Origin of the sequence: Methylobacterium isbiliense (assembly GCF_022179325.1) — a bacterium.
GTDB lineage: Bacteria > Pseudomonadota > Alphaproteobacteria > Rhizobiales > Beijerinckiaceae > Methylobacterium > Methylobacterium isbiliense.
Genome location: NZ_BPQQ01000046.1, coordinates 1 through 22,458, shown reverse-complemented (window position 1 = coordinate 22,458; position 22,458 = coordinate 1). Strand labels below are relative to the sequence as shown.

At 67.2% G+C, this 22,458-nt stretch carries 24 protein-coding genes; 17 read left to right on the top strand and 7 right to left on the bottom strand.

Annotated elements, in window-relative coordinates:
• Positions 1–160: 160 nt before the first annotated feature.
• The 11 genes from MFF61_RS20025 to MFF61_RS19980 all read left to right on the top strand — a co-directional run bounded on the left by MFF61_RS20025 (position 161) and on the right by MFF61_RS19980 (position 8,697).
• Positions 161–490: an ArsR/SmtB family transcription factor gene (locus tag MFF61_RS20025; protein ID WP_238237379.1), complete on the top strand. Its 330-nt coding sequence runs from the start codon at positions 161–163 to the stop codon at positions 488–490.
• A 198-nt stretch (positions 491–688) separates the two neighbouring features.
• Positions 689–1,114: a YeeE/YedE family protein gene (locus tag MFF61_RS20020; RefSeq protein WP_238237375.1), complete on the top strand. Its 426-nt coding sequence runs from the start codon at positions 689–691 to the stop codon at positions 1,112–1,114.
• A 3-nt stretch (positions 1,115–1,117) separates the two neighbouring features.
• Positions 1,118–1,576, top strand: coding sequence for a DUF6691 family protein (locus tag MFF61_RS20015; RefSeq protein ID WP_238237372.1), 459 nt, complete (start codon positions 1,118–1,120; stop codon positions 1,574–1,576).
• The gene (locus MFF61_RS20010; RefSeq protein WP_373324769.1) at positions 1,573–2,379 is read left to right on the top strand and encodes a sulfite exporter TauE/SafE family protein; all 807 of its coding nucleotides are present in this window, start codon (positions 1,573–1,575) and stop codon (positions 2,377–2,379) included. The genes MFF61_RS20015 and MFF61_RS20010 overlap by 4 nt, the downstream gene beginning before the upstream one ends.
• 29 nt (positions 2,380–2,408) lie before the next feature.
• Positions 2,409–3,314, top strand: coding sequence for an MBL fold metallo-hydrolase (locus tag MFF61_RS20005; protein ID WP_373324768.1), 906 nt, complete (start codon positions 2,409–2,411; stop codon positions 3,312–3,314).
• A gap of 11 nt (positions 3,315–3,325) precedes the next feature.
• On the top strand, positions 3,326–3,718 hold the full coding sequence (locus tag MFF61_RS20000) for a rhodanese-like domain-containing protein (protein ID WP_238237369.1): 393 nt from the start codon (positions 3,326–3,328) through the stop codon (positions 3,716–3,718).
• A complete protein-coding gene (locus MFF61_RS33880) occupies positions 3,715–3,837 on the top strand; it encodes a hypothetical protein (protein WP_283206016.1) in 123 nt (40 codons plus the stop codon). Before MFF61_RS20000 ends, MFF61_RS33880 begins: the two co-directional genes overlap by 4 nt.
• Before the next feature lie 146 nt (positions 3,838–3,983).
• Positions 3,984–4,676, top strand: a complete 693-nt coding sequence (locus MFF61_RS19995; RefSeq protein WP_238237367.1) for a DsbA family protein — start codon at positions 3,984–3,986, stop codon at positions 4,674–4,676.
• Between the two features lie 562 nt (positions 4,677–5,238).
• A complete protein-coding gene (locus MFF61_RS19990) occupies positions 5,239–5,910 on the top strand; it encodes a L,D-transpeptidase (RefSeq protein WP_238237365.1) in 672 nt (223 codons plus the stop codon).
• Positions 5,911–5,935: 25 nt separating this feature from the next.
• The gene (locus tag MFF61_RS19985) at positions 5,936–8,035 is read left to right on the top strand and encodes a protein-disulfide reductase DsbD family protein (RefSeq protein WP_238237363.1); all 2,100 of its coding nucleotides are present in this window, start codon (positions 5,936–5,938) and stop codon (positions 8,033–8,035) included.
• A gap of 11 nt (positions 8,036–8,046) precedes the next feature.
• Positions 8,047–8,697 (top strand): DsbA family protein, encoded by a 651-nt coding sequence (locus MFF61_RS19980; protein ID WP_238237357.1) that lies wholly within the window; start codon positions 8,047–8,049, stop codon positions 8,695–8,697.
• Between the two features lie 43 nt (positions 8,698–8,740).
• On the opposite strand, the gene MFF61_RS19975 is transcribed toward MFF61_RS19980, so the two are convergent.
• Together MFF61_RS19975 and traA are read right to left on the bottom strand one after the other, a co-directional pair.
• On the bottom strand, positions 8,741–9,514 hold the full coding sequence (locus MFF61_RS19975; protein ID WP_238237354.1) for a DUF6118 family protein: 774 nt from the start codon (positions 9,512–9,514) through the stop codon (positions 8,741–8,743).
• A 10-nt stretch (positions 9,515–9,524) separates the two neighbouring features.
• The gene (traA, locus tag MFF61_RS19970; RefSeq protein WP_238237353.1) at positions 9,525–12,473 is read right to left on the bottom strand and encodes a Ti-type conjugative transfer relaxase TraA; all 2,949 of its coding nucleotides are present in this window, start codon (positions 12,471–12,473) and stop codon (positions 9,525–9,527) included.
• A 321-nt stretch (positions 12,474–12,794) separates the two neighbouring features.
• Between traA and MFF61_RS19965 the strand changes: the two genes are divergently transcribed.
• The 6 genes from MFF61_RS19965 (at position 12,795) to MFF61_RS19940 (ending at position 16,431) form a co-directional block, all read left to right on the top strand.
• Positions 12,795–13,079: a hypothetical protein gene (locus MFF61_RS19965; RefSeq protein ID WP_238237349.1), complete on the top strand. Its 285-nt coding sequence runs from the start codon at positions 12,795–12,797 to the stop codon at positions 13,077–13,079.
• Between the two features lie 4 nt (positions 13,080–13,083).
• Positions 13,084–13,392: a hypothetical protein gene (locus tag MFF61_RS19960; protein WP_238237348.1), complete on the top strand. Its 309-nt coding sequence runs from the start codon at positions 13,084–13,086 to the stop codon at positions 13,390–13,392.
• Positions 13,392–13,733 carry a conjugal transfer protein TraD gene (locus MFF61_RS19955; protein WP_238237347.1) on the top strand — a complete coding sequence of 114 codons (342 nt, stop codon included), beginning with the start codon at positions 13,392–13,394 and terminating at the stop codon, positions 13,731–13,733. Before MFF61_RS19960 ends, MFF61_RS19955 begins: the two co-directional genes overlap by 1 nt.
• A 34-nt stretch (positions 13,734–13,767) precedes the next feature.
• Complete coding sequence (locus MFF61_RS19950; protein ID WP_238237346.1) at positions 13,768–14,025, top strand: conjugal transfer protein TraD; 258 nt, start codon at positions 13,768–13,770, stop codon at positions 14,023–14,025.
• Between the two features lie 466 nt (positions 14,026–14,491).
• A complete protein-coding gene (locus MFF61_RS19945; protein WP_238237345.1) occupies positions 14,492–14,782 on the top strand; it encodes a hypothetical protein in 291 nt (96 codons plus the stop codon).
• A gap of 50 nt (positions 14,783–14,832) precedes the next feature.
• Complete coding sequence (locus tag MFF61_RS19940) at positions 14,833–16,431, top strand: type IV secretory system conjugative DNA transfer family protein (RefSeq protein ID WP_373324770.1); 1,599 nt, start codon at positions 14,833–14,835, stop codon at positions 16,429–16,431.
• 732 nt (positions 16,432–17,163) lie between these two features.
• Here MFF61_RS19940 and MFF61_RS19935 read toward each other — a convergent pair.
• The 5 genes from MFF61_RS19935 to MFF61_RS19915 form a co-directional block, all read right to left on the bottom strand.
• Positions 17,164–18,306 carry a replication initiator protein A gene (locus tag MFF61_RS19935; protein WP_238237343.1) on the bottom strand — a complete coding sequence of 381 codons (1,143 nt, stop codon included), beginning with the start codon at positions 18,304–18,306 and terminating at the stop codon, positions 17,164–17,166.
• 59 nt (positions 18,307–18,365) lie between these two features.
• Positions 18,366–18,737, bottom strand: a complete 372-nt coding sequence (locus tag MFF61_RS19930; protein WP_238237342.1) for a ribbon-helix-helix domain-containing protein — start codon at positions 18,735–18,737, stop codon at positions 18,366–18,368.
• Complete coding sequence (locus tag MFF61_RS19925; protein ID WP_238237340.1) at positions 18,706–19,377, bottom strand: AAA family ATPase; 672 nt, start codon at positions 19,375–19,377, stop codon at positions 18,706–18,708. The genes MFF61_RS19930 and MFF61_RS19925 overlap by 32 nt, the downstream gene beginning before the upstream one ends.
• A 335-nt stretch (positions 19,378–19,712) precedes the next feature.
• A complete protein-coding gene (locus MFF61_RS19920; RefSeq protein ID WP_238237339.1) occupies positions 19,713–21,740 on the bottom strand; it encodes a ParB/RepB/Spo0J family partition protein in 2,028 nt (675 codons plus the stop codon).
• 52 nt (positions 21,741–21,792) lie between these two features.
• Positions 21,793–22,398 (bottom strand): ArdC family protein, encoded by a 606-nt coding sequence (locus MFF61_RS19915; protein ID WP_306423404.1) that lies wholly within the window; start codon positions 22,396–22,398, stop codon positions 21,793–21,795.
• Between the last annotated feature and the right edge of the window lie 60 nt (positions 22,399–22,458).

Genomic DNA, 22,458 nt, shown 5'->3' with positions numbered 1-22,458 from the left:
GTTTTGTCACCGCCCTACACAGCCACCTGCAGCGGCTGCGGCTGCGGCAATCAAAGCGCGACGAGACAGCATCATCAGGGAGCACCCATTCACGAAAGCCTACTTGACGCATATGTGAGTGCAAGCTAAATTATTCAATACTAATATACGGGATACAGGCATGAAGGTTGAGGAGCTGGCCCGGTTAACAGATTTGGAGGCGAAAGCGGGCGAAGCGGCACAGCTTTTGAGGCTTCTCGCGAACGAGAAGCGATTGTTGATTTTGTGCCACCTTATCGCGCGCGGAGAGATGAGCGTGGGAGCGCTCGTGGAGACCGTTGGGCTGAGCCAATCTGCGCTTTCGCAGCACCTCGCAAAGCTGAGAGACGATGACCTCGTGGCTTACCGCCGCCAGTCGCAGACCATCTACTATCGCGTGGCCGATCCCAAGGCAGCACGGATCATCGAGCTACTCAAAGATCTCTTCTGTCCGGATCTGCCCACCAGCTAAGTTGCTTCCGCATCGTTGAGACTGCCGCAGCCGGCGTACGCGAAATGGTGCCAACCTCATGGAGGCACCTCCCGCTTCGCTACCCGCTTGACATTTAGTTTAGTGACATCTAATTAAGATATGTCTAATTTAATGCACGGTCGTGTCGTAACGCGCCGCGGCTTGGTTCCTCAACGCGACAATCTAATCGGGACGCCTATGGATCACTTCACCCCCGTGCCGGCGTTGATTGGCGGACTGCTCATCGGCGCATCCACCGCGTTATTCCTCGTGCTGAATGGCCGCATTGCGGGCATCAGCGGCATCCTTGGTGGGCTCCTTCAACCTGCTCGGAGTGATCTCGGCTGGCGCCTAGCCTTCTTGGCTGGCCTCCTGATCGCGCCCCTGCTCTACGCCGCCGTGAGTGGCTCCCTTCCACCGGTCGAGCTTGATGCTCCCACGGGTCTGCTCGTCCTGGCAGGACTGTTAGTCGGGTTCGGCACGCGCCTTGGTGCGGGCTGTACGAGTGGTCACGGCGTCTGCGGGATCGGGCGCGGGTCGCCACGCTCGATTGCCGCAACGCTCGTCTTCATGATGACGGCCATCCTGACCGTCTTTGTCACGCGCCATCTCATGGGAGGCTAAGCAATGGCCCTGATCGCCTCATCCTTTGCGGCGGGCCTGCTCTTCGGCCTTGGGTTGATAATCTCGCAGATGGTCAACCCCGCGAAAGTTCTCGCCTTCCTCGACATCTTCGGCAACTGGGACCCGAGCCTTGCCTTCGTCATGGGAGGGGCTGTCCTGGTCTCAGCCCTGGGCTACGCTTATGCCAAGCGTCGGGGCGTGCCGGTTCTCGCTCCTAAGCTTGAGATCCCGACCCGCCGCGATCTTGAACCCCGGCTGCTGACGGGTGCGGCCATCTTCGGCATTGGCTGGGGTCTGGTCGGCCTGTGCCCTGGCCCCGCGCTCACAATCCTCCCGTTCGGGCATTGGCAGGCCTTCGTGTTCGTCGCGGCCCTGCTCGCAGGAATGGCGATCTTCCGCTTTGTGCCGGCCGACTGGCCGCAGTCGACCTTCAGGCGCAGCGCCAAGGAGGCCGGCACATGATGCCCCCCTTGGCCATAAGCCTCCTGGCTACCGGTTCAGGCGGGGTCGTCGGGCTCGTTTTGGGCCTTGTGGGCGGGGGAGGCTCCATTCTTGCGGTTCCTCTACTCGTCTACGTCGTCGGCGTGACCTCGCCGCACATCGCAATCGGCACGAGCGCGGTAGCGGTCTCGGCGAGCGCTCTCGGCAACCTGCTCACGCACTGGCGCGCTGGCAACGTCAAATGGCGTTGCGCCGCCGTGTTCGCGGCTGCCGGCGTCCTTGGCGCTTTTGCAGGGTCAACCGTTGCAAAGGCTCTCGATGGCCAGAAGCTTCTGGCCTTGTTTGGGGTCATCATGGTCGTCGTTGGCGGCCTCATGCTGCGCAAACGCAGCACTGGCGGCAACCCGGATGTGCGCCTCTCCAGCGAGACCGCAAGGGAACTTCTCCCTCTTCTGCTTGCAATCGGCTTCGCAGTGGGCGTGTTCTCCGGGTTCTTTGGGATCGGCGGTGGCTTCCTGATCGTGCCAGGTCTGATCCTCGCGACCGGCATGCCACTGACGTCCGCGATTGGCACATCCCTCGTTGCGGTCAGCGCCTTTGGCGCGGCTACAGCAGCGAGCTACGCGGTTTCTGGGCTGGTCGACTGGCCCTTGGCTGGCCTGTTCGTCCTAGGCGGTCTCTTGGGGGGATTGGCCGGAGTAAAACTCGGGAAGGCTCTGGCTCAGCGCAAACAGACCCTCAACCTCGTCTTCGCAAGCCTCGTGATCGTCGTTGGCCTCTACATCGTCTTACGTGGCGCCCTGTCGCTGGCCAGCAACGCCTGATGCAAGCAACGAAAGGAGTAATCAGAAACATGATCACGAATAAAGAGCCCCTACGCGGGCGCCCCATCGTCAAGGCCTTCTTCGAGAAGCGAACGTTTAGCGTCCAGTACGTGGTTGCTGACCCGGAGACGAAGCGCTGCGCCATCATCGACCCGGTGCTGGACTTCGATCCGAAGTCGGGCGCGACGGCTACGCACTCCGCCGACGAGCTCCTGGCGCACATCGACCAGGAGGGCTACAGCCTCGAGTGGATCCTGGACACACACCCCCACGCCGACCACTTCTCGGCGGCAGGATACCTGAAGGACAAGACCGGCGTCCCGACGGCGATCGGCGAGAAGGTCACCGAGGTCCAGAAGCTCTGGAAGGGGCTCTACAACCTGCCAGACAGCTTCCCGACCGACGGCTCGCAGTGGGACCGGATCTTTGCGGATGGGGAGCGCTTCACCATCGGCAAGATGGACGTGGAAGTGATGTTCACGCCCGGACATACGCTGGCTTCCGTCGCCTACATCGTTGGCGATGCGGCTTTCATCCACGACACGATCTTCATGCCCGATGGGGGAACTGCACGCGCCGACTTTCCCGGCGGGAGTGCCAAGGCCCTCTGGAACAGCATTCAGCGCATCATGGCGTTGCCCGATAATACGCGCCTCTTCACCGGGCACGACTACATGCCGGGTGGCCGGGAGCCCCGCTGGGAGAGCACGGTCGCACAGCAGCGGGCCGAGAACACCCACCTCACGAAGGCAAAGACAGAAGGTGAGTTCGTGGCTCTGCGAGAGAAACGCGACCGCGAACTCCCAATGCCCAAACTGATCCTGCACTCCCTGCAGGTGAACATTCGGGGTGGTCGACTGCCTGAGCCCGAGAACAACAGCAAACGTTATCTCAAGATCCCCCTCGATGCGCTCGACGCACCGTGGGACGAGTGAAGGAGCCGATTATGGCGATGAAAAGCGCAAAGGATCTGGTGGCCGAGGCAAGCCGGGAGGTCGAAACCCTATCGGGCCAGGAGGCTGTGAAGCTGCTCGGCGACCCGAACGTGGTCTTTGTCGACGTCCGTGAAGGCGAGGAGTTGCAGAAGACAGGGAAGCTCCAAGGAGCAGTGCATGTGCCCCGCGGCTTCCTTGAATTCCAAGCCGATCCCAACAGCCCGACCCACAAGCCGGAGCTCGGCGCGGGCAAGAAACTGGTACTCTACTGCGGCTCAGGCAACCGCTCTGCCCTCGGGGCGAAGAGCCTGAAGGAGATGGGGATCACGAACGTGGCGCATGTCGCAGGCGGCTTTCCAGCGCTCCAGCAGGCGGGCGGCCCTCAGGAGGAGGTGAGTCGATGATGAACGACATGATGGGGGGAGGAATGATGTGGGGCATGGGCTTTTTCGGGCTCCTGATCGTCATCGTTCTTGTTCTCGCAGTGATTGCCCTTGCCAAGTACATCTTCTCGCGCCGGTAAAGAGGTGGGCTTCTCGCACGAAAGGATCGCGCAATGAGCTGTTATCTTGCCAAGACGCTCTCGTTAAAACAGGTAACTGGACCCAGGGACAGAGACGGTTGGCCATTTGAGGTCTGAATTCAAGTGCGGCGCTATGCGGAGAACGTATGTCTCTCAATCGTAGACGTTTCATGGCTGTTTCCGCTGTTTTGGCCACCGGGATCGGCCAAGCCAGGGCCGAGACCGGGGAAGGCTGGTACGCGATCAGGTCCGACGAGGGGACCCCTGTTCAGAACCTGCGCCTACCGGTCGAACTGTTCTCTGAGGTTGACGAGCTACCTGGCCTCATTCGGGTCGGCTCTGAGGCGGCCGATGTCACCCTCGTTGAGTTTTACGACTATAATTGCCCCTTCTGCCGGAAGGCGGCCAAGGATCTTGAGGTATTGATTAGTGCCGACAAGGGCCTACGGCTCGGCCTCGTCAACAACCCGATCCTGTCGCCGCAATCGAAGGATGCCGCACGCATTGAGCTCGCCGTTCTGAAGCTGCGCGGATCTGCTCTCGCCTATGACTTTCATAGGCGGCTTTACCGGGTCCCTGGCAAAATCGATGGCGAAAAGGCGCTGGCTGTCGCAGTCGAACTCGGCTCGACCCGCGACGAGATCACACGAGTTGCGGGTGGAGCCGACATCGGAGAGGCCCTCGAGTGGCAGCTTCGTTTGGCCGCTTCTCTCGGCTTCGCCGCCACCCCCTCATTCCTGATTGCCGGGGCAGGCGTGCTCGGCTACCCGGGACCCAAGTCGCTTGCTCGCATCGTTGCCTCTGTCCGTCAGTGTGACGAGATCGCGTGCGGCGGGTGAGGAGGTGTCCCCGGCATGTGACTTTGCGACCGGTTGCGCGCCCTCCCCGAAGCATGCTCGATGCCGGTTCTTGCTGAAAATGGTTTGATGGTCAGGACGCACAAGCATCGGGATCCAAATGGGCAGACGTCGCCATCCGGCGCCGCTCGTGCCCTCACGGTCCTGCTTGTGCTGGCAGCTTTCCTGGTTGCGCCCTTTATGGCGACAATAGCAAAGCCACAGAATGCGGCCGCGTCGCAGGTCACGCAGGTCGTGTCCGGTCCGAGCCAGGCTAGCAAGCGCTGTCCCAAGAAGGCCTTGCCGGGCCAGCCTAACACTTGTGCTTCGTCGGGCGTGCCGGCCGCCAGCCTTGATGGCCGGGGTGTCACGTCGGCCCCTGTCCCGCAACGTTCCAGCATCGCGCCATTGTACGATCTGACCCTGGCGACACAATGCTGTAACGCTCCACCTGACCGACCGCCCCGGTTCGCAGCCTGACGCGGACGCGCTTGACGCGCCCCCTTCGTCATGCACGAACTCAGGAGTCTTCAGGATCATGCATTCATCATGCACGCCACGGCGCGTGGGCTTCGCCCTGCGTCCGGCCCTCCTTATCGGCGTGAGCCTTGCGCTCGCCGCCTGCAATCAAACTGCCTCAACCCAAGTCTCTCTGGCGGCCACAGCACCGCAGAGGCTTGCGGCTGTCGAGACACGGTACCAGGCGCTCCCTGACGAGCGCTTTCCCGTCCGGGCCATTCGTGCCGACGAACTGGACCCGAAATATGCACGCCAGCGCGTGCGCTATGACACGCATCATCCGCCCGGAACTGTCGTCGTCGATCCCGATGCCAAATTCCTCTACCTCGTCCAAGAGGGCGGATACGCCATGCGCTACGGCGTCGGTGTGGGACGGGAAGGCTTCGGCTGGAGTGGATCCGCGACGATCGCGCGCAAGGCGCAATGGCCGACCTGGACACCACCCACGGAGATGATCAAGCGGCAGCCTGAGCTCCGGCAGTACGCGAGCGGAATGAAGCCGGGTACCGAGAACCCGCTCGGTGCGCGGGCCCTGTACCTGTTCCAGAACGGCCGCGACACACTCTACCGCCTGCACGGCACGAACGACCCCTCCAGCATTGGCCAGGACGTTTCGAGCGGCTGCGTCCGTCTGCTCAATCAGGACGTGATCGACCTGTATCAGCGTGTTCCAGCCGGCTCAAAAGTCGTGGTGCTCCCGCACGGCCGACGCGCCTGACCACCGCTCCCAAGGGATTTCAATCATGCGAAAGCTAACATGGCTCGTCGCCATCCTTGCGACATACCTTGCTGGGAGCAGCCCAGGCGTCGCCCAGCTCGGCAGCCCACCGGCACGTCCCGATATCAAGGTCGATCTCCTGATCGGAGAATACGACCCGCTCGAGCCTCAGACCGTCTGGCTTGGGGTCAGGGTCAGGCTTGGCTCGGGCTGGAAGACCTACTGGCGCTCGCCTGGCGATAGCGGTTTGCCGCCCGAGTTCGACTGGTCCATGTCGACCAATCTCGAACAAGCGGAGCCGCTATGGCCGGCCCCGCACCGCATGGAGCTCCTCGGGGTCGAGACGATCGGCTACAAGGACGAGGTCGTCTTCCCGATCAAGGCGCGTGTCCCGGACCCGAACGCTCCCATACAGGTTTCGCTCAAGCTCGGCCTTTACGCCTGCACCACGATCTGTGTCCGTGACGACCACGCGATGACCGGGACCATTGCCCCTGGTGACAGCCGCTCCGGCGAGCAGGCGATCATCGATACTTGGCGCAAACGTGTGCCGGCGGCCTCGTCGAACGCGCTCTCGATCTCCTCAATTCGATTAAAAGAAGCAAGCCCGCCCGAGCTCGAGGTGATCGCGAAGGCAACCGAGGCCTTCGAGGCGCCCGACCTCTTCGTGGAGAGCGACCCGCCCGTCTTTGGTTCGAAGCCAAGGGTGACGATCAGTCCAGGCGGTACTGCGACCCTCACGGTCCCCCTGGAGGCTGAGAAAACCGAAGACCTGCGAAACCGGCCGCTCCGGATTACGCTCGTCGACGGCGAGCATGCAATTGAGGCGTCAACCGGACGCTGGGCCACCAATACGCCGGCAGCGCCGCCGAGCCCGCGTCAGACGAACGACCAAGGTCTTTGGCTGATGCTCGGGGTCGCCCTCGCGGGCGGGTTCATCCTCAACCTGATGCCCTGCGTGTTTCCGGTGCTCTCGCTCAAACTCCTGGCATTCGTGAACCGGGACGCTGGACGCATGCGCAGGATCCAGACGGGCTTTGCAGCCTCGGCCGCCGGGGTTATTGCCTCATTCCTCGCCCTGGCGTCGGCGATGGTCGCCCTCAAGGCCACCGGCGCCACCATCGGCTGGGGCATTCAGTTCCAGCAGCCTATATTCTTGGCGGTCATGGCCGCCGTCCTGACGCTGTTTGCGGCTAACCTTCTCGGATTGTTCGAGGTCATTCTGCCGGCCCGCATCGCCGGCGCGCTCGACCGCGTCGGTCGCGGCCATTCGCTTGCCAGCCACTTCGGCAGCGGGTTCGTTGCGACGCTGCTTGCAACGCCGTGCTCGGCGCCCTTCGTCGGAACAGCGGTCGGCTTCGCCCTCTCACGAGGGACGGGCGAGATTTACCTCGTTTTCGCGGCGCTGGGGCTCGGGATGGCGTTGCCTTACCTCGTCATCGTCGCGGTCCCAAGCCTCGCGACGCTGATCCCACGACCTGGTCGATGGATGCTCGTCCTGAAGCGGATCATGGCAGCTGGCCTTCTCGTCACCGCGATGTGGCTCCTGTCCATCGTTGGCACGATCGCCGGGATCGTGTCGGCCGCGGGGCTCGCTCTGACCCTGGCGGTCGTCATCGTCGGCCTGCGCCTCCGGCAGGGCGCCTCAGGAGCCGCCAAGGCGGCCCTGTCGCTCGCGCTCGTCGCTGTCCCGGTCACGGTGGTCGGCGCGGTGAACTTCACCGGCAAGGGCGCAGACCCGCAGACGGACGCCATCCGGTGGCGCGCGTTTGACGAGCCGCAGGTTAAAGCGCTCGTCGGGGAGGGAAAGACCGTGCTGGTTGATATCACCGCCGCCTGGTGCGTCACCTGCAAGGTCAACAAGGCCCTCACCCTCGATGACGAGGCCGTGAAGCGGCGGCTCGCCTCGGATGTTGTGCCGGTCCAAGGCGACTGGACCAAGCCGGACGAGCGCATTGCGGCCTATCTCCAGAGCTTCGGGCGCTACGGCATCCCGTTCGACGTGGTCTACGGCCCCGGCGCTCCAGCAGGGATCGTTCTCCCCGAACTTCTGACCACACGCGCCGTGCTCGAAGCCTTCGATAAGGCCGCAGCCCGCCCGACTGCTGTTTCCGCCAGCAAATGAGACAATCCTCCATGAAGAAGACGACTTCCGTTGCGATCGCCATCGCCTCTGCGTTCGCCCTTGTGGGGCTGCTGGTCGCTCCGACCCTAGGCATGGCCCAAGCCGCCAAGGAACATCCGATCCTCAACGAAAGGGCGGTCCTGCACGATCCTGACGTGCCGGTCCTCGGCAACCCGAAGGGCGATGTCACCATCGTCGAGTTCTTCGATTACCAGTGCCCCTACTGCCGGAAGCTGCACCCCGACCTCATGCGGCTGACGGCCGAGGACGGGAATATCCGCCTCGTTCTGAAGGATTGGCCCATTCTCACCCAGCACTCGCAGGTGGCGGCGCGGCTGGCGCTCGCGGCCAGATATCAGGGCCGGTATGCCGAGATCCATGCCGCTCTCATGGAAACGAGCGGCAGGCTGGACCAGGATAAGATCCGCGCTGCTGCGGTGAAAGCAGGTCTTGACCTCGATAGGGTCGATGCTGACGTGAAGACGAGGGGAGCCGAGATCGAGGCCGTGCTCGCCCGCAACGCCGCGCAAGCGGATGCGCTTGGACTGACCGGCACGCCGGGCCTTCTCGTCGGGCCGTTCAAAGTGCCGGGATTGGGGTACGATGATTTGAAGAAGGTTGTGGCCGAAGCACGGGCTCGCTCGGGCAGCGCACGCAAGTAGGCGTCTGTCAGCGCGTCAAGGCAGATCCGGACGGGCCTGGAGCTCACTGTCGGCCTGGTTGCAGCGGCGGCCTGATCGACAGTGAGCATTTCTGCTCCTTGCCCGTCCTTGAAGCAGCATCAAAGCAGCTCTTGAGCTCCTCGCCAGCAGCCTCAGCCCGACGCCAGCCCTCCACGAGCCCGTTCCACTGCCCTGGGTTCGCTCGCATCATCAGCCCCATGCCCGCACTCCAGCGGTCCTCCCCCAGAGCTGAGGCCGCAAGGCTGTCCGGCAGCGATCCGAAGGGCAGCCCCCGCGCTAACGGGAACCCGATGAGCGGAAACAGCACCAAGCCGGCCCCGAGCCCGATCACCGCCGCCTGCAGGAGCCTCCTGTTCTGGTGCGCACGCGTGCGGGCGGAGTTCAGGACCGCCTCCACCTCCCGGGCCGCGCCCCGGATCGCCTGAGCGGTGTGCTCCGCATCGCGCAGCACCCCACGCCCCGCCTGCTCGATCGCGTGGCTCACACGAGCCGCGAAGGCCTCGGGGCCGATCTGCAGGGCCGGGTGCTTCTCCATCCGCTCGATGTGGGACCCCAGAGCGGCCTGCTGCTGGGCGATCTGCGCCAGAGTCGGGCTGTAGTCCGGCGGGCGCCCCTCGCTCAGAGCTGGCCCGAGCGCCTCGACCGCTCGGCGCAGCACCGACAGCTCGGCACGCACGTCCGCCACCTCTCCCGTCAGGCTCTCGAAGGCGAGCGTTGCCGCGTCAGGCTCCCCCTCCGCCATCCCCGGCTCCAGCCCCTCAATCCAATCCGCCATTCCTTCGCTCTGCCATTCCACGCCTGTCCTGTTACCGGCCCAAGCTCAGCCCCTGGCTGCGCGTCTGCTGTAAGGCCTCGCGCTCGGAGGAGGCCTCCAGGACCCGGGCAAGCCGCGAGCCCGCCGCGATCCCGAGCTCTTGCCGCCTTGTCCTCATCGTGCTCTCGGCCTCAGGGTCGCGCTTAATGGCGCCGGCCAGCTCCCGCATCCGGCTCTCGACCACCTGGCGCTGTTCGCCCTCCACTCCCCAGCTCGCCAGGGTTCCGCGCTCTTCCTCGAGCTTGGTCCAAGCCTCCACATAGCGCTCAGCCCGAAGAGAGGGGTCGAGCCGCACCTTCCGCTCCTGTGCAACCGCCTGCATCAGCGCCGCCCGCCCCTCTCGGGTTGCGATCCCGGCGGCCAGCTCCGGCTGTCGCTCCAGTGCCCTGCGCAGATCGCCTGCAAGGGCGGTGCTGGCCTGCTCCAGGCGCTCGCTGGCGCGGGCCAGCCCGAGCTCCTGGTGCGGCAGCACCGGCAGACCGGCGTCGCGCATCCGCTGGGCGTCGGCAAAGGCCCTGGCATAGCCGTCGATCGCCTGTGCGACACGGGTGTGATCCAGCGCCCGACCCGCCTCTCGGGTCGCGCCACGCCCCGCCTCGCGCGGGTCGGGATGCCGAGTAGCGCCGGCCCCGAGCTTCAGGCCCGCGAACCTGCCCCGCCGCGGTGAGGCCCGCTCTGGCGTCGGCTCCTGCTCGGCCGCCGAGCGCGGCACCACGATCTCGGAAGGGGGCACGATCCCCCGCCGCTCGGCAAAGCCCGCCTGGTAGTCAAGGGTGGTGTCCTTCGCCCGCTCCCGCGAGAGCGCCCGATCGAGTCCTACCCGGTCCCTCAGGTCCTCCCTGGCCCAGTGTAGCTCTACCCCCTCACGGTGGCGGGTGAGACCCACATAAGCCGCATGCCGGTCCATGTGCGACGTCGCGAGCACATGCGCCCGGTCGACCGTGACGCCCTGCGCCTTGTGGACTGTGGCCGCGTAGCCGTGGTCGAGATGAGCGTAGTCCTTCAGGTCGAAGGTCACCCGCGCGCCTTCCGGCCCGTCCAGGCGCACGGTCAGCGACGAGGCGCCCTCGATCCGCTCCAGGGTGCCAAGCGTGCCGTTCTTGACACCTAAGCTGCGCTCGTTGCGCAGGAACATAACCCGGTCCCCCGGCGCGAAGGCGCGCTCGCCCCGCTCTGTCGTGACCATCTGATCGGCTCCAAGCTCGCCGGCCTCGCGCAGCTTGGCCCGGGCGAGCTCGTTCAGCCCCCGCACGTCGTCGCGTGTGTAGGCCAGAATGGCCGAGCTCTGATCCGGGGCTGCCCGCCGCTGCCCATCCCAGCGTTCCACCAAGGCGGCCTTGGCCTCTTCCCGGGTTCCGTGCTCGTGGACCATGCCGGCTGCCGAATAGCGGGAGAGCGCCTCGCCCGTGCGCCCCGTCGCCAGCTCTTTCGTGGCCGCCCGCTGCCATTCCTCCGCCTGCCGGCGCACACTCGTGATCTCCGCCGCCCCGTGCCGTTCCGCGAGGGCTCGGAACGCGGCTCCGGCCTCGATCGCCTGCAGCTGCTCCGGGTCGCCGACCAGCACCACCTTGGCGCCTGCCGCTTGCGCATGCGACAGCACCCGCTCCATCTGCCGCGAGCCCACCATCCCGGCCTCGTCGATCACCAGCACGTCACGCGAGGTCAGCCCCTCTCTCCCCTGTCCCCAGGCGTGCTCAAGCGAGGCGATCGTGCGCGAGGCGATGCCCGATCCGCCCTCCAGGTTCTCGGCCGCAATCCCCGACAACGCCGCGCCCCGGACCTGATAGCCCTGCGCCTCCCATGCCTCACGCCCGGCCCCCAGCATCGTGCTCTTGCCCGTGCCGGCAAAGCCGACGACGAGCGCCAGATCCCCGCGCCCCGTCACATGCCGGAACGCCGCCTCCTGCTCATCGCCAAGCTGATGCGAGCGCAGGGCGGCTTCTTGCGCAGATGAGCCGACCCTGTGCCCCCGGCTCTCGCTCATGCGATCGGCCGCGCGCTCCATCCGCTCTTCCACGCCGATCATCTCGCGCGTGGTGAAGCGCTCCCGCCCCCGCCCGTCCTCGCCCAGGCGCACGATCTCAGGCGAGGCCTCCACACGCGCCATCACGCGATCGAACTGCTCCTGCCCGTCCGAGTGCCGATGAATGAGCCGCGCGAGGTCTTGGCGCGTGAAGGTCGAGTGCTGGTGCGTGAGCGCCCGCAGCGCGATCTCGGGCTCCGCCGCAATCCGCTCGCCATTCCTGGCAGCAATGGCCCGGTGCTCGTCGGCACGCTCGGCTTCCTCGCCTTGCTCCTCACGTCGCGCTCCAGCTGGACCGATCTTGTGCTGCGGCTCCAGATCGATGCCCTGCTCTCTCAGCGAGCGATGGTCCACTCGCGCGTCAATGCCGAGCTCGGCCAAGCGCCCGTTGACGTGCTCGGCCCAGCGCTCGCGCCAACCGCGCAGCTCCTCGGTCGCATTCCACACCCGCGCCTTCTTGCCAAAGCCCTCCGGCCCGACTTCGCGCAAGGTGAGCATCACGTGAGCGTGCGGCTTCGCTTCACCTTGCGCATCCCGGTCGCAATGCACGTTCAGGTCCGCCACCATGCCGCGGTCGACGAATTCGCGCTGCACGAACTCCCGCGCGAGCCGGACGCCCTCGGCTTGGGTCATCTCACGTGGGAGGGCAAACTCCACCTCCCGGGCGAGCTGCGCATCCTTGCGCTTCTCCGTGGCCTCGACCTCGTTCCACAGGGTCGCCCGGTCGGACAGGCGCTCCGGTGCCCCTTCAGGCAGCAGGACCTCAGAATGCACGACGCCGGTCTTAGCCGTGAAGTCGTGGGCCCGTTCGGCTCGTTCATCGTGCAGCTCCGAGGCCGAGCGGTAGGCCGCTGCCGCCACGGCGCTGCGGCCCGCGGCACGGGAGATCACCTTGGCTGAGAAGTGATAGATCGCCACCGTGCTGCTCGTCGAGCCTACAGGACAACATCGGGTGCCGGCGACGCGCTTCGCGGGGGTAAGCAGAGCCGCCGCCGACACAGGTGGCTGGGCTCTGTCTCCACAGCCCAGCGCACCCGCCGCCACCGTAGCCGCAGCAGGTGGCGTTGACTAGCCCGATGGGGCACGCAGAGCGCACGTTGCGCAGCAACGTATAAGCGCGCACTCCTCTCCTTCGCTCCGGAGGTGACGGGCGCTGCAGCTCCGATGACGCTCCCTGGTCGAGCTGGGTTGGCGGCGGCGGCCGAAGCGGCTAGCCTCCATCCAGACGGGGGCGAGACGATGGTGGCCGTCGAGGATGATGAGATCGCGCGCTTGCGGGACAGGCAGCACGCCGCACGGAGGGCGCTGGGCGAAGCTTACGACCGGCGCGACGCTCTCGCCGAAGAGGTTGCCGCGGCCGAGGCGGCCGGGGCTGGCGCCCTCCGGCCGGAGCTCCTGGTGGCGTTCAGTGCCGCCGAACGCGCCGTGCTCGCGGCCGAGGCCGAGATGAAGGATGCCGAATACGCGCTCGCGGTTGCGATCGAGCCGCCCGTGTCGACCACAATGCCGCGCGCGTCGGAATAGAGCCATGCGCTTTCCGACCACGATCACGATCGCCACCGTGCTCCGGAACCAGAAGCGTCCCGGCTTCACCGAGCCGTTCCACAAGGTGCTCTTTGCCATCGAGCAGGACGTGCTCGACGGCCTCGTGATCCCGATCTGGGTGCATCCGGCCTGGCCCGAGGATCTCATCGAGGCCGTCGCCCGCGCCTTCCTCGCCGGCCGCCTCGTCGATCTCGCCAGCGCGGCGGAGGCCCAGAGCACGATGACGCCGGACGAGACCGACGCGCTCTGGCAGACCGTCAAGCCACCCACCATCGAAGGACACCCGACCTGATGCGCAAGCCTCGCGACATCGACGCCGAGTTGAAGGCGCTCCACGATCGCCAGAAGCAGCTCCGCGCCAAGCGAACCGTCCAGCTCGGCGAGATCGTCGCCGCCACCGGGGCCGACAGCCTCGACCCGGAGACGCTGGCCGGCGCGCTGCTGGCCGCGATCGAGGCCCTGAAGGGGGACGCCAGCGCCAAGGAGGCGTACCGCCGCCGCGGCGAGGCGTTCTTTCGCCGCGAGAAGCGCGCACGCGGCTCCCGGGCGAACGGCACCGGCGACGCTGCTGCGGGAGCTGCATCAAACCTCGGCGGCGCTGCGCCGAGCGACGGCGAGCGTCAGGCGGGCTGAGGCCGCCAGCGCGCGACAGGACACGAGAGCCTGGATGGTGGAACGCCGCGCTCGCACCCGCCGCCTCATCGAGCTCGGCGGCCTCGTCGCCCTGAGCGGCCTCGAGGAGATCATCGCTTCGGCCGAGCCCGACACCCGCGCCGTGATCCTGGGCGCGCTCATGCACCTCGCCGACGAGCTGCGCGAGCCGACGCCCGGCACCCCCTCCCCGCTCACGCGCGTGAACGCCTGGCGTGAGCGAGGGCGAGCGGCGCTGCGAGGCGAGCCGAGCCACGAGGGTGCAGCCACCTGATGGCTGGCCAGTCACGACCGGACGAGCGCCAGGCCGACCTCTTCGGCTGGATCGCTCCGTTGCCGGCCTCACGCCCGCCGCGGCGAACGAAGCAGCCATCGCCAGAGGTCGCCTCGCCCACGGCCGAGCCGATCACGGCGGCCGGGTTCGCCGCGCAGGCCAACGCGTTCGATCTCGACGAGCTCGTGACGGCCCTGGACGACGAACGCTTGGCCCACCTTGCTCTCGTGAGTGCCCGCCAGCTCCGTCGCCGGCTCAGTCGCACGAATACGACCCGGTCGCGCTCGAGGAGCGCGGGAGGACGCCGAGGCCCGCTCGATCGCGCCGGCGCCGAGCTCGCAGCCGAGTGGGCAACCCCTCCCGAGGAGGCTTGGTGACGTGGCGCGCCCCCTCCGCCCCGAAGTTGCGCCGATCTGGCCGTAGGAGGATGACCAGCCCGAGCGCCGACGCTTCCCAAGGAGATCTGATGGCGACCCTCAAGCGCGAACTGCACCGGATCGCGAAAGGCCCGGTCAACAACATCGAGGATTGGTGGCGCCTGGTCTTCGAGGAAGAGAACCGGGCTTTGTACGTGGAGCACGAGTGGGCCCACCTCGACGTGCGCGACCCCGGAGCTGAAGCCGACAACGGCACCGCAGCCATTACCCTCGACGACTTCCTGGCCAAGACGCATGCGGACGATGCGGGCGCGCGCCAAGCCAAGGAGCAGTTGATCGGGGTGCTGCGGTCGTTGTTCGAGCCGCGGGCAAGCGCGTGATCCGCTTCCTCGTGCCCCTCGTCCTCGCCGGCGTCGCGTCCTACTGGACGGTGGGCTGGGCGACGCTGCAAGTTCTGCACGGCTGGTTCAGCTGGGAGCACCGCGCCGCCGATCGCGCCGCGCTGGTCACGTTCCTGGGGTGCTGGCCGGTCATCTTCTTCGGCGCCGGCTGGCTCTATCGCCGCCTCGTCCCCGCCCCCGGCCAGGACGTGTTCGGCTCCGCCCGCTTCATGGCGCGGGCCCGCGTGCGCGCTCTGCTCGCCGGCGAGCGAAACACCGGCCTCATCGTCGGTCGTGAGGATCGCAAGGGCGGCCGGCTCCTGCGATACGCGGGCGAGCAGCACCTCCTCACACTGGCCCCGACCCGCTCCGGCAAGGGCGTCGGCGCCGTGATCCCCAACCTGCTGACCGCTGAGCGGAGCGTACTCTGCATCGACCCCAAGGGCGAGAACGCCCGGGTCACCGCCCGCCGGCGCCACCGCTTCGGCCCGGTCCACGTCCTCGACCCGTTCGGGGTCTCAGGATCGCTCTCGGCCGCCTACAACCCGCTCAACGCGATCGACCTCACCTCGCCCGATGCCGCCGAGGACGCGACCACGCTCGCCGACGCGCTCGTCTCCGATCCGCCGGGCTCGTCCGAACCGCACTGGAACGAGGAGGCCAAGGCGCTCCTCACCGGCCTCATCCTGCACGTCGTGGCCGAGGAGGAGCCGTATCGCAGGAACCTCGCCCGGGTGCGCGAGCTCGTGACCCTCGCCCCCGACGCCTTCCGGGCCCTGCTCACCGGCATGCAGGCGAGCCACGCCGCAGGCGGCCTGATCGCGCGCGCAGCGAACCGGCACCTCTCCAAATCCGATCGCGAGGCCTCCGGCGTGCTCTCGGCCGCCCAGCGCCACACTCACTTCCTCGACTCGCCGCGCATGGGCGCCGTCATGGCCCGCTCGGACTTCACCTTCGCCGACCTGAAGGCAGGCACCAGCACGGTATTCCTGGTGCTCCCGCCCGATCGCCTCGACGCCTATGGTCGCTGGCTTCGGCTCGTGGTGGCGCAGGCGATCACCGCCATGGCGCGCTCACCCACCAAGCCCCCCTCCCCCGTCCTGTTCCTGCTCGACGAGTTCGCGGCGCTCGGCCGCCTCGAGCCGGTGGAGCGTGCGATGGGGCTTATGGCCGGCTACGGCCTCCAGCTCTGGCCCATCCTCCAGGACCTGCATCAGCTCCGGAGCATCTACGGCGAGCGGGCCGGCACCTTCCTGGCGAATGCCGGCGTCACGCAGGTGTTCAACGTCAACGACGTCGACACCGCGGCCTGGGTCTCGCGGGCCCTGGGTGAAACCACGACGGCCTACGAGACTGGCTCGACCGGCACGTCGAGCCAGAACAGCCCGCAGGGCGGGCGCAGCTCCTCCACAAGCGAGACGACGAGCACGCACCTGACCCGGCGCGCCCTCCTCACGCCGGACGAGGTGCGGCGGCTGGCGCCGGGTACGTCCCTGCTGTTCCTGGCGGGCGAAGCCTCGATCCTCGCGCGCAAGGTGGCCTACTACGCCGATCCGGAGTTCCGCGGCCTGTTCGATCCCCCGAACGCGTCCGCTCCGGCGCCGGGCCAGCCCTTCCCAACCGTGCCGATCCGCGCGGACGCGGAATAGGTCTCCACGGCTTCGTCCTCACAGAAGCCCCAGGACGGCGGCAAGGCGCTGACCCTCCCGAGCACGTCCGGGACCCCGCCTTGCCTCTCCACACCGCCCGAAGGGCGCCCAGGGCCGATTCTGCCAGCCTCGACCCTCTTCCAGCTCGCCTCGACGGAACTGCCTTGGCTTCTCGGAAGCCAATTGCGGCGATTCCGCTTGGCTCACGATTCTCAAAAGGTCGCCAAGACACGAATCTGTCGGCCGACTAGGCCGACGCCGATTCTGGGGGATGCCGGGTGGGAGACCCTGGAACGGAGCGTGAGCGAAGTGGAGGGGTCGGGGCGGAGCGCCGAAGGCGCGCAGCGAGCCGGCGGGGGCGGAGCCCCCAAGAGGCGGCGGTTAGAAGGTTATCTGAGACTCGTTAGAAGGTTAGCTTGTGGATAAGACATGGAACAGTGTTTGTAGATCAATGACTTGTCGGGAAACTTGCGTTCCCGAAGTCCCGCCAGATCGTTCCTGAAGTCCCGACATTGCCGTTCCTGATGTCCCGCCAGATCGTTCCCGATCTCCCGAGTGACGGCGGCACAGTCTCAAGGCTCCCGGCGTTCCTGATGTCCCGACGACCGCGTTCCCGAAATCCCGAAGCTGCCGCAAAGGCTTGCGCGCGAAGTGATTCACGCCGATTTGTCAAGCTTGTATTTGGTCATTTCGGCAATCCCGGCCTGAGTGTCGGGACTTCGGGAACGGGGCTCAGCGCGAGAGCTGGTGGCGGTTTCGCGCGTCGTGGCGCTTCACGAAGCCGTAGAACGCAGCCTGATAGTCCTGCGGCTGCCGGTTCTCGCCGCCGTCGATCCAGACGTCGAACTCGGCCTTGAGAGCATGCACGTCCCAGCCGGGAAAGTCGCGCCGCACGGCGTTGATCGTCTCATCTGTCAGGAACCGGAACATGGGCTCGAACCGGCCTTGCTCGGGTGGTGCCGAGCGCGAAGCCTTCGCGTTGCGCCGCGGGCGCGCCTCGGAGCTGGTCGAGGTGGTCCCCTCACCTTCCTCAGCGCTACTGGTGCGGCGCATGCGCAGCATGGGCTCATCGACGCCGTCGGGGAGCTCCAGCGCGAGCTGGAACCCTGGCAGCTCGTTGCGGCGGACGATGCCTTGGATCTCGAACTTGAAGCGCCGATACGTTCCCTCGGCGCCGGACTTCTCGAAGAGCGTCGGGAGCGTGATCGCGAACCCGGCGGGGCCGGCCCCGCCGGCGTGCTTGCGGGCTACGCGGTACAGCCAGCGCTCCCGTCCGCCGGTCAGCGAGAAGTAGGCCGGGTCGATCGCCAGCACACCGCCGTCCATGACGACGCCCTCATAGAACCAGTCGGAGAGCGTGATGCTCATGCCGCGGCTCTGGTCGGTGGCCTCGTCGACGAGGTCGGACCACGACTCGATCCAGCCGAACTGGCGCTGCTTGCGGCGAGCTTTCTCGGCACGGATGTTCGTAACGATCGAGGTGGATTGGAGGCGCGCGAGCGCGTTGCGCAGCAGCGCATATTCCCGGCCACCCGTGTCGCGACAGATCGTGGTGAGGAGGTCGTAGGGCTGGAAGTGTAGGGTACGGGGCAGATCGTTCGCCCCTCGCCGCTTGAGGTCCGTGAGGGCAGAGGCCGCCCAGATCAGGATGTCGGCGTCCCAGATGGTCGCCATGCCGAACTCGGGGTTCGGATAGACGTTCACGAACACGCTGCCGTCAGGGCTGCGGTACTCGATCGGCTTCAGGCGCTTGTTCTTCGACAGGCTGAAGAACGGCCGTTCCATGGTCTCGCGCTGGTCGCGCAGCGAGAGCCCCCCCGCGACGAAGGGCACGAAGAGGTCGGACTGCCGGTCGATGTACTGGCGCTGGCTCACGTGTATGCACTCACATCATCATAGGCGTAGCATCGTCTAAAGTCACACACGTCGATGTGTCAGGACTTCAGGAGTTCCGCGATGCGCGCCCTGCCCTTCTTGGCGAAGAGCAGGTCCAAGGCCTCCTCGAGGAGCGCCTGAACGGTGGTGTCGTCCTCCACCGCGATCAGCTTGAGCTGCTTGGCCACTTTGGGAGCGAAGTGGCCCGCGACGAGGCGCTTGTCCTCGCGGGACGGCCGATGGAAGCGCGGCGTGGCCTCAGCGACCACGGCATCATTGCCGGCAGCAGCCGGGGCGCTCCGTCGGGGTGAGGCGCGGGCGGCTGCCTGTCGGGCCGGTTTCGGAGAGGGTGGAGCCGCGGATTTCGGGGCGGGCGCGGCGTCATCGCCGGCCGACGCCTTATCGAGCACCGCTTGCAGCGCGTTTTTCATGGGCTACTCCCATACCATCTGGTTTGTATAGGTGCATGCACACATAGGCGTAAAGCTCTGCGATCTCCTGGGCGGCTTTGCCGTCGGGGTCGATCTCCTGAGCCGCAAGACCAGTCTGCTGGGCGCGTGAGTAGGCAATCCGGTTGCCGATCCGTACGGGGCTGATCTCGGCGCCGAGCTGCCGGATGACCGCCATCGTGTCGTCCAGCTCGCGTCCCTGCGGCGGGCAGAAGGTGAGCACCGCCGAGAACGGCTTGCCGTAGTGCTTCACCAGGTCGAGGGTCCGCGTCATGGCCATGACGTCGAGGACCGCCGGGCGGGACGGCACGAGCACGAAGTCGGCCTGCTGGGCCGCCTCGAAGGCGATGTCCTTGGCGAAGGGCGGCGTGTCGATGATGGCAAGATCGCATCCGGCCTCGCGCACCGCGCCCAGCACGTGGCCGAGGCGGGCGGCCGGGATCGCCGTGATGGCAAGCGTCGTGTCCTTGCGGGTATCCATCCAGAACGAGGCGCTGGCCTGGGGGTCGAGGTCGAAGAGCACGGTTTTCTTGCCGCCGCGGCTCGCCTCGACGGCGAGCGCCGTGGCGAGGGTGGTTTTACCGACGCCACCCTTCTGCGAGACGATGGAGAGCACCTTCATGCAACACCTATCCGGCTATGCGTGTATACACCCTAATCTGCATGGGTGTTGGAGTGAAGAGGTGTTGTAGGGTGAGGGGCTATACACCCGGTTAACGATGCCGGACGGCGCTTCGCGCCGGGCGGTTGACCACAGTCGTCCCCCGTCCCTACGGCCCTGCATGGGGAGAGCGGGCCGGGGGACGACTGCTCCGCGCGCCGGCCGGCGCGCTCCGCCCCAGAGGGGTGGACAACCGCCGTTGCAAACGGCGGCGGGCCGCGGCGCTCAAGCGCCGCGGCCCGCCAAATTCTGGTCCCGAGGGGGAGCCGGGGCCGATCGGCCCCGGCGGAGGCTGACTACTCCGCTGCCACGGCGTGGACGGTCTCGGGATGGACGTCGTCGGTGTTGCGGATGACATCGACCGCGATCCGCTGGGAAGCCCGGGCACGGATTTCGGTCTCTCCGTCCTGCCGCGTGGTGCGCAAGAGCTCGGGTAGCCATCCCCGACCATCCAAGGCTTGCGCCGCCCGGCTCACGGCCTCGGCCTTCGGCAACTTCAAGAGCAAGGGCGGGAGATCGCCCGCCTCCTCACCCATACCGTCCGCCACGGCCGCCGCGATCTGCGCCTTGCTGAGACGGGCCAGGAACGCGGCATCCACGCTCCACCACGTCCGCATGTTGAGGTCGGCCGAGGCTGCGATCGTATCGGCGTGCTCGACCCGCCCCGGCCGGCCACGCTCGTGACGCTGCTTCACCCCGTTCAGGCTCTGCGCGGCGAGGTAGGCGAGGAGGTCCAGAAGCGTATCCCCACTCTGCTCGGTGAGCCATTCCCACAGGTCGCCCACGTCGCCCGGCAGGCGATAGCCCCAGGCCTCCCTCGCCTCGGTCATCGCCGCCAACGTGGGGCAGGCCTCCGCCCCCGCGATCCGGCCGACAAGATCGATGCTCGTGGCCTTGATCTCAAAGGCCGACTCCGCCCGCCACGCATGGGTGTAGAACACGGGCATGGCGAGCGCATGGACGACCCCAGCCAGCGCCAGGTCCGGCCGACGCATCACCTCGACACGCAACGCCGCCGTGCGGAGAGCGGTCATTTCCTCGGTGAGCACGTCCGACAGGGCAGGGAAGGGAGCCTCAGTCACGGTCTCACCGGCCTCAACCCGGGCCGCCGCGATCTCGGCGCGCTCGGCCCGTTCGCGCTCCTTCTTCTCTCGCCGCACGTCCTCGGGCCGCACGAGCCCGCGCTCCACCTTGAGCCGGCCCTCATGGGTGAGCCCGACTGCCGCGCCAGCCCGCGCCATGTCCTCAGGCGTGAACCCGTAATCGCGCTGCCGCACCGCGCCGATCGCCGCCTCGACGGTCGCCAACTCCTCGCCGAGGACCTCGTCCGGCGCCGCCTCCAGACTCGTCAGGATGGTGTCGCGGCGCTCGGTGAGGCGGGCGAGTTCCGCCCGATCCTCCGCCGACAAGGGGAGCGCGCGGGGATACACCCGGCCGAAGTTGTAGAACCCGGAGTAGGGAAACTGCTCGAAGGTCTCCACCCAGCCCCACCCCTCGGCCGAGAGGGCGGCGGCTTCAGCCCCCATCTTCTCGGCCGCGAGCCGGCGCAACAGGTCCGGGTCGGCGAGCCACGTCCCGCCTTCATCGTCGCTGAACAGGTCGCGGGTGACGACCCCGCCGGCTTGCTCATAGGCTTCCAAGGTGACGAACCGGGCGAGCTTGTCGGTGACGGGCACGTGCTCGGACAGAAGGGCACGGCGGATGCCCTGGCCGGTGCTCTCGCGGACATAGTGCGTGTTCCACACCTGTTCCTGCCGGGCGTGGTCGTCCACCACGGCGAAGGCGGTGAGCTGGTCGAGCGTCATGTCACCCGCCCGATAGGCCTTGACGAGGGCGGGCGACACGGCGGCGAGCTTCATGCGCTGCTCGACGTGACGCACTGTCGTGCCGAAACGTCGGGCGACCTCGGGCGCGTCGTGGCCCTCATGCATGAGGGCGGCGAAGGCCTCGAACTCGTCGGCGGGGTGAAGGGCGCGCCGCATCACGTTCTCGGCGAGGCTGACGCGCTGCGCCGCCTCGCTCGGGAGCACGAGGCAGCGCACGGGGCCGCCCCACCGGCCGGCCTTCGCCAGCAGCTTGAGGGCGGCGAGGCGTCGGCCGCCGGCGACGACGCGGAAGCGGCCCGCCTCCGTCTCGAACACGACGAGGTTCTGCAACAAGCCTTCCTCGGCGATGCTCTCGGCCAGACCCTCGACGCCCCCGCGCTTGTCGGTGCGGCGCACGTTCTCAGGGGCTACGCTGAGTTTTGTCAGGGGAATCAGCGCCTCGGCGGGCACGGCAGGAACCGGGGCGGGGGCGGTCACGGCAACGGTGGCTGCGGTCATGGTGCGATCCTTCAAAGGTCAGGGATGATCGGGTGGGGGAGGCGAGGCCGCCTTACGCGGCGGCCTCGAAGCGGTGGGCCGGCGTGGCGCGGTGCTCGGCCTCGGGCTCCGGCTCAGAGGCCTCCGCCTCGGCCGTAGCTCCCGGCTGCAAGCCGTGCAGGAACTTGACGGCGCGCTCCACGTGGGCGGCGGCGGAGAAGATCGCCCGCTTGTCGCCCTTCAAGACCTCGATCCAGTCCGCGATGTAGGCGGCGTGATCCTCGCGGGGCTCCAAGGCGAGGCCGAGATCGGCGGCGAGGAACGCGGCCCCGAGCTCCGCCACAAGCTCCTCGCGGGCATAGCCCTCATCGCCCCAGCGCTTGCGCCCGAAGCTGCGGTCCAGGCGCGAGGGGTGGCGTGTCCAGTGGCACGCCTCATGCCCGAGGGTGGCGTAATAGCTCTCGGCGTCGCGGAAGGCGGACAGGGGCGGCATGCCGATATGGTCGGCCCCGGCGTGATAGAAGGCCTGCGCGCCGCCGTGCCGGATGTCGGCGCCCGTGGCGGCGAAGAACGCTTCCGCGTGCGCGATCGGCTCCGGGCCGGGAAGGGTAGGGGACGCCTCGGCCGGCGGGATCGCGAAGGCCTCAGGCAGGCCGTCGATCTGGCCGACGTTGAACACGGTGTAGGTTTTCAGGAAGCGGACGCCCTGTTCCGTCTCCTGGGGTCATCGCAGAATGTG

Excerpts from the sequence above, each read along its gene's own strand:
- MFF61_RS20025 (WP_238237379.1), top strand. The coding sequence starts at position 161 with ATGAAGGTTGAGGAGCTGGCCCGGTTAACAGATTTGGAGGCGAAAGCG.
- MFF61_RS20020 (WP_238237375.1), top strand. The coding sequence starts at position 689 with ATGGATCACTTCACCCCCGTGCCGGCGTTGATTGGCGGACTGCTCATC.
- MFF61_RS20015 (WP_238237372.1), top strand. The coding sequence starts at position 1,118 with ATGGCCCTGATCGCCTCATCCTTTGCGGCGGGCCTGCTCTTCGGCCTT.
- MFF61_RS20010 (WP_373324769.1), top strand. The coding sequence starts at position 1,573 with ATGATGCCCCCCTTGGCCATAAGCCTCCTGGCTACCGGTTCAGGCGGG.
- MFF61_RS20005 (WP_373324768.1), top strand. The coding sequence starts at position 2,409 with ATGATCACGAATAAAGAGCCCCTACGCGGGCGCCCCATCGTCAAGGCC.
- MFF61_RS20000 (WP_238237369.1), top strand. The coding sequence starts at position 3,326 with ATGGCGATGAAAAGCGCAAAGGATCTGGTGGCCGAGGCAAGCCGGGAG.
- MFF61_RS33880 (WP_283206016.1), top strand. The coding sequence starts at position 3,715 with ATGATGAACGACATGATGGGGGGAGGAATGATGTGGGGCATGGGCTTT.
- MFF61_RS19995 (WP_238237367.1), top strand. The coding sequence starts at position 3,984 with ATGTCTCTCAATCGTAGACGTTTCATGGCTGTTTCCGCTGTTTTGGCC.
- MFF61_RS19985 (WP_238237363.1), top strand. The coding sequence starts at position 5,936 with ATGCGAAAGCTAACATGGCTCGTCGCCATCCTTGCGACATACCTTGCT.
- MFF61_RS19980 (WP_238237357.1), top strand. The coding sequence starts at position 8,047 with ATGAAGAAGACGACTTCCGTTGCGATCGCCATCGCCTCTGCGTTCGCC.
- MFF61_RS19965 (WP_238237349.1), top strand. The coding sequence starts at position 12,795 with ATGGTGGCCGTCGAGGATGATGAGATCGCGCGCTTGCGGGACAGGCAG.
- MFF61_RS19960 (WP_238237348.1), top strand. The coding sequence starts at position 13,084 with ATGCGCTTTCCGACCACGATCACGATCGCCACCGTGCTCCGGAACCAG.
- MFF61_RS19955 (WP_238237347.1), top strand. The coding sequence starts at position 13,392 with ATGCGCAAGCCTCGCGACATCGACGCCGAGTTGAAGGCGCTCCACGAT.
- MFF61_RS19950 (WP_238237346.1), top strand. The coding sequence starts at position 13,768 with ATGGTGGAACGCCGCGCTCGCACCCGCCGCCTCATCGAGCTCGGCGGC.
- MFF61_RS19945 (WP_238237345.1), top strand. The coding sequence starts at position 14,492 with ATGGCGACCCTCAAGCGCGAACTGCACCGGATCGCGAAAGGCCCGGTC.
- MFF61_RS19930 (WP_238237342.1), bottom strand. The coding sequence starts at position 18,737 with ATGAAAAACGCGCTGCAAGCGGTGCTCGATAAGGCGTCGGCCGGCGAT.
- MFF61_RS19925 (WP_238237340.1), bottom strand. The coding sequence starts at position 19,377 with ATGAAGGTGCTCTCCATCGTCTCGCAGAAGGGTGGCGTCGGTAAAACC.
- MFF61_RS19920 (WP_238237339.1), bottom strand. The coding sequence starts at position 21,740 with ATGACCGCAGCCACCGTTGCCGTGACCGCCCCCGCCCCGGTTCCTGCC.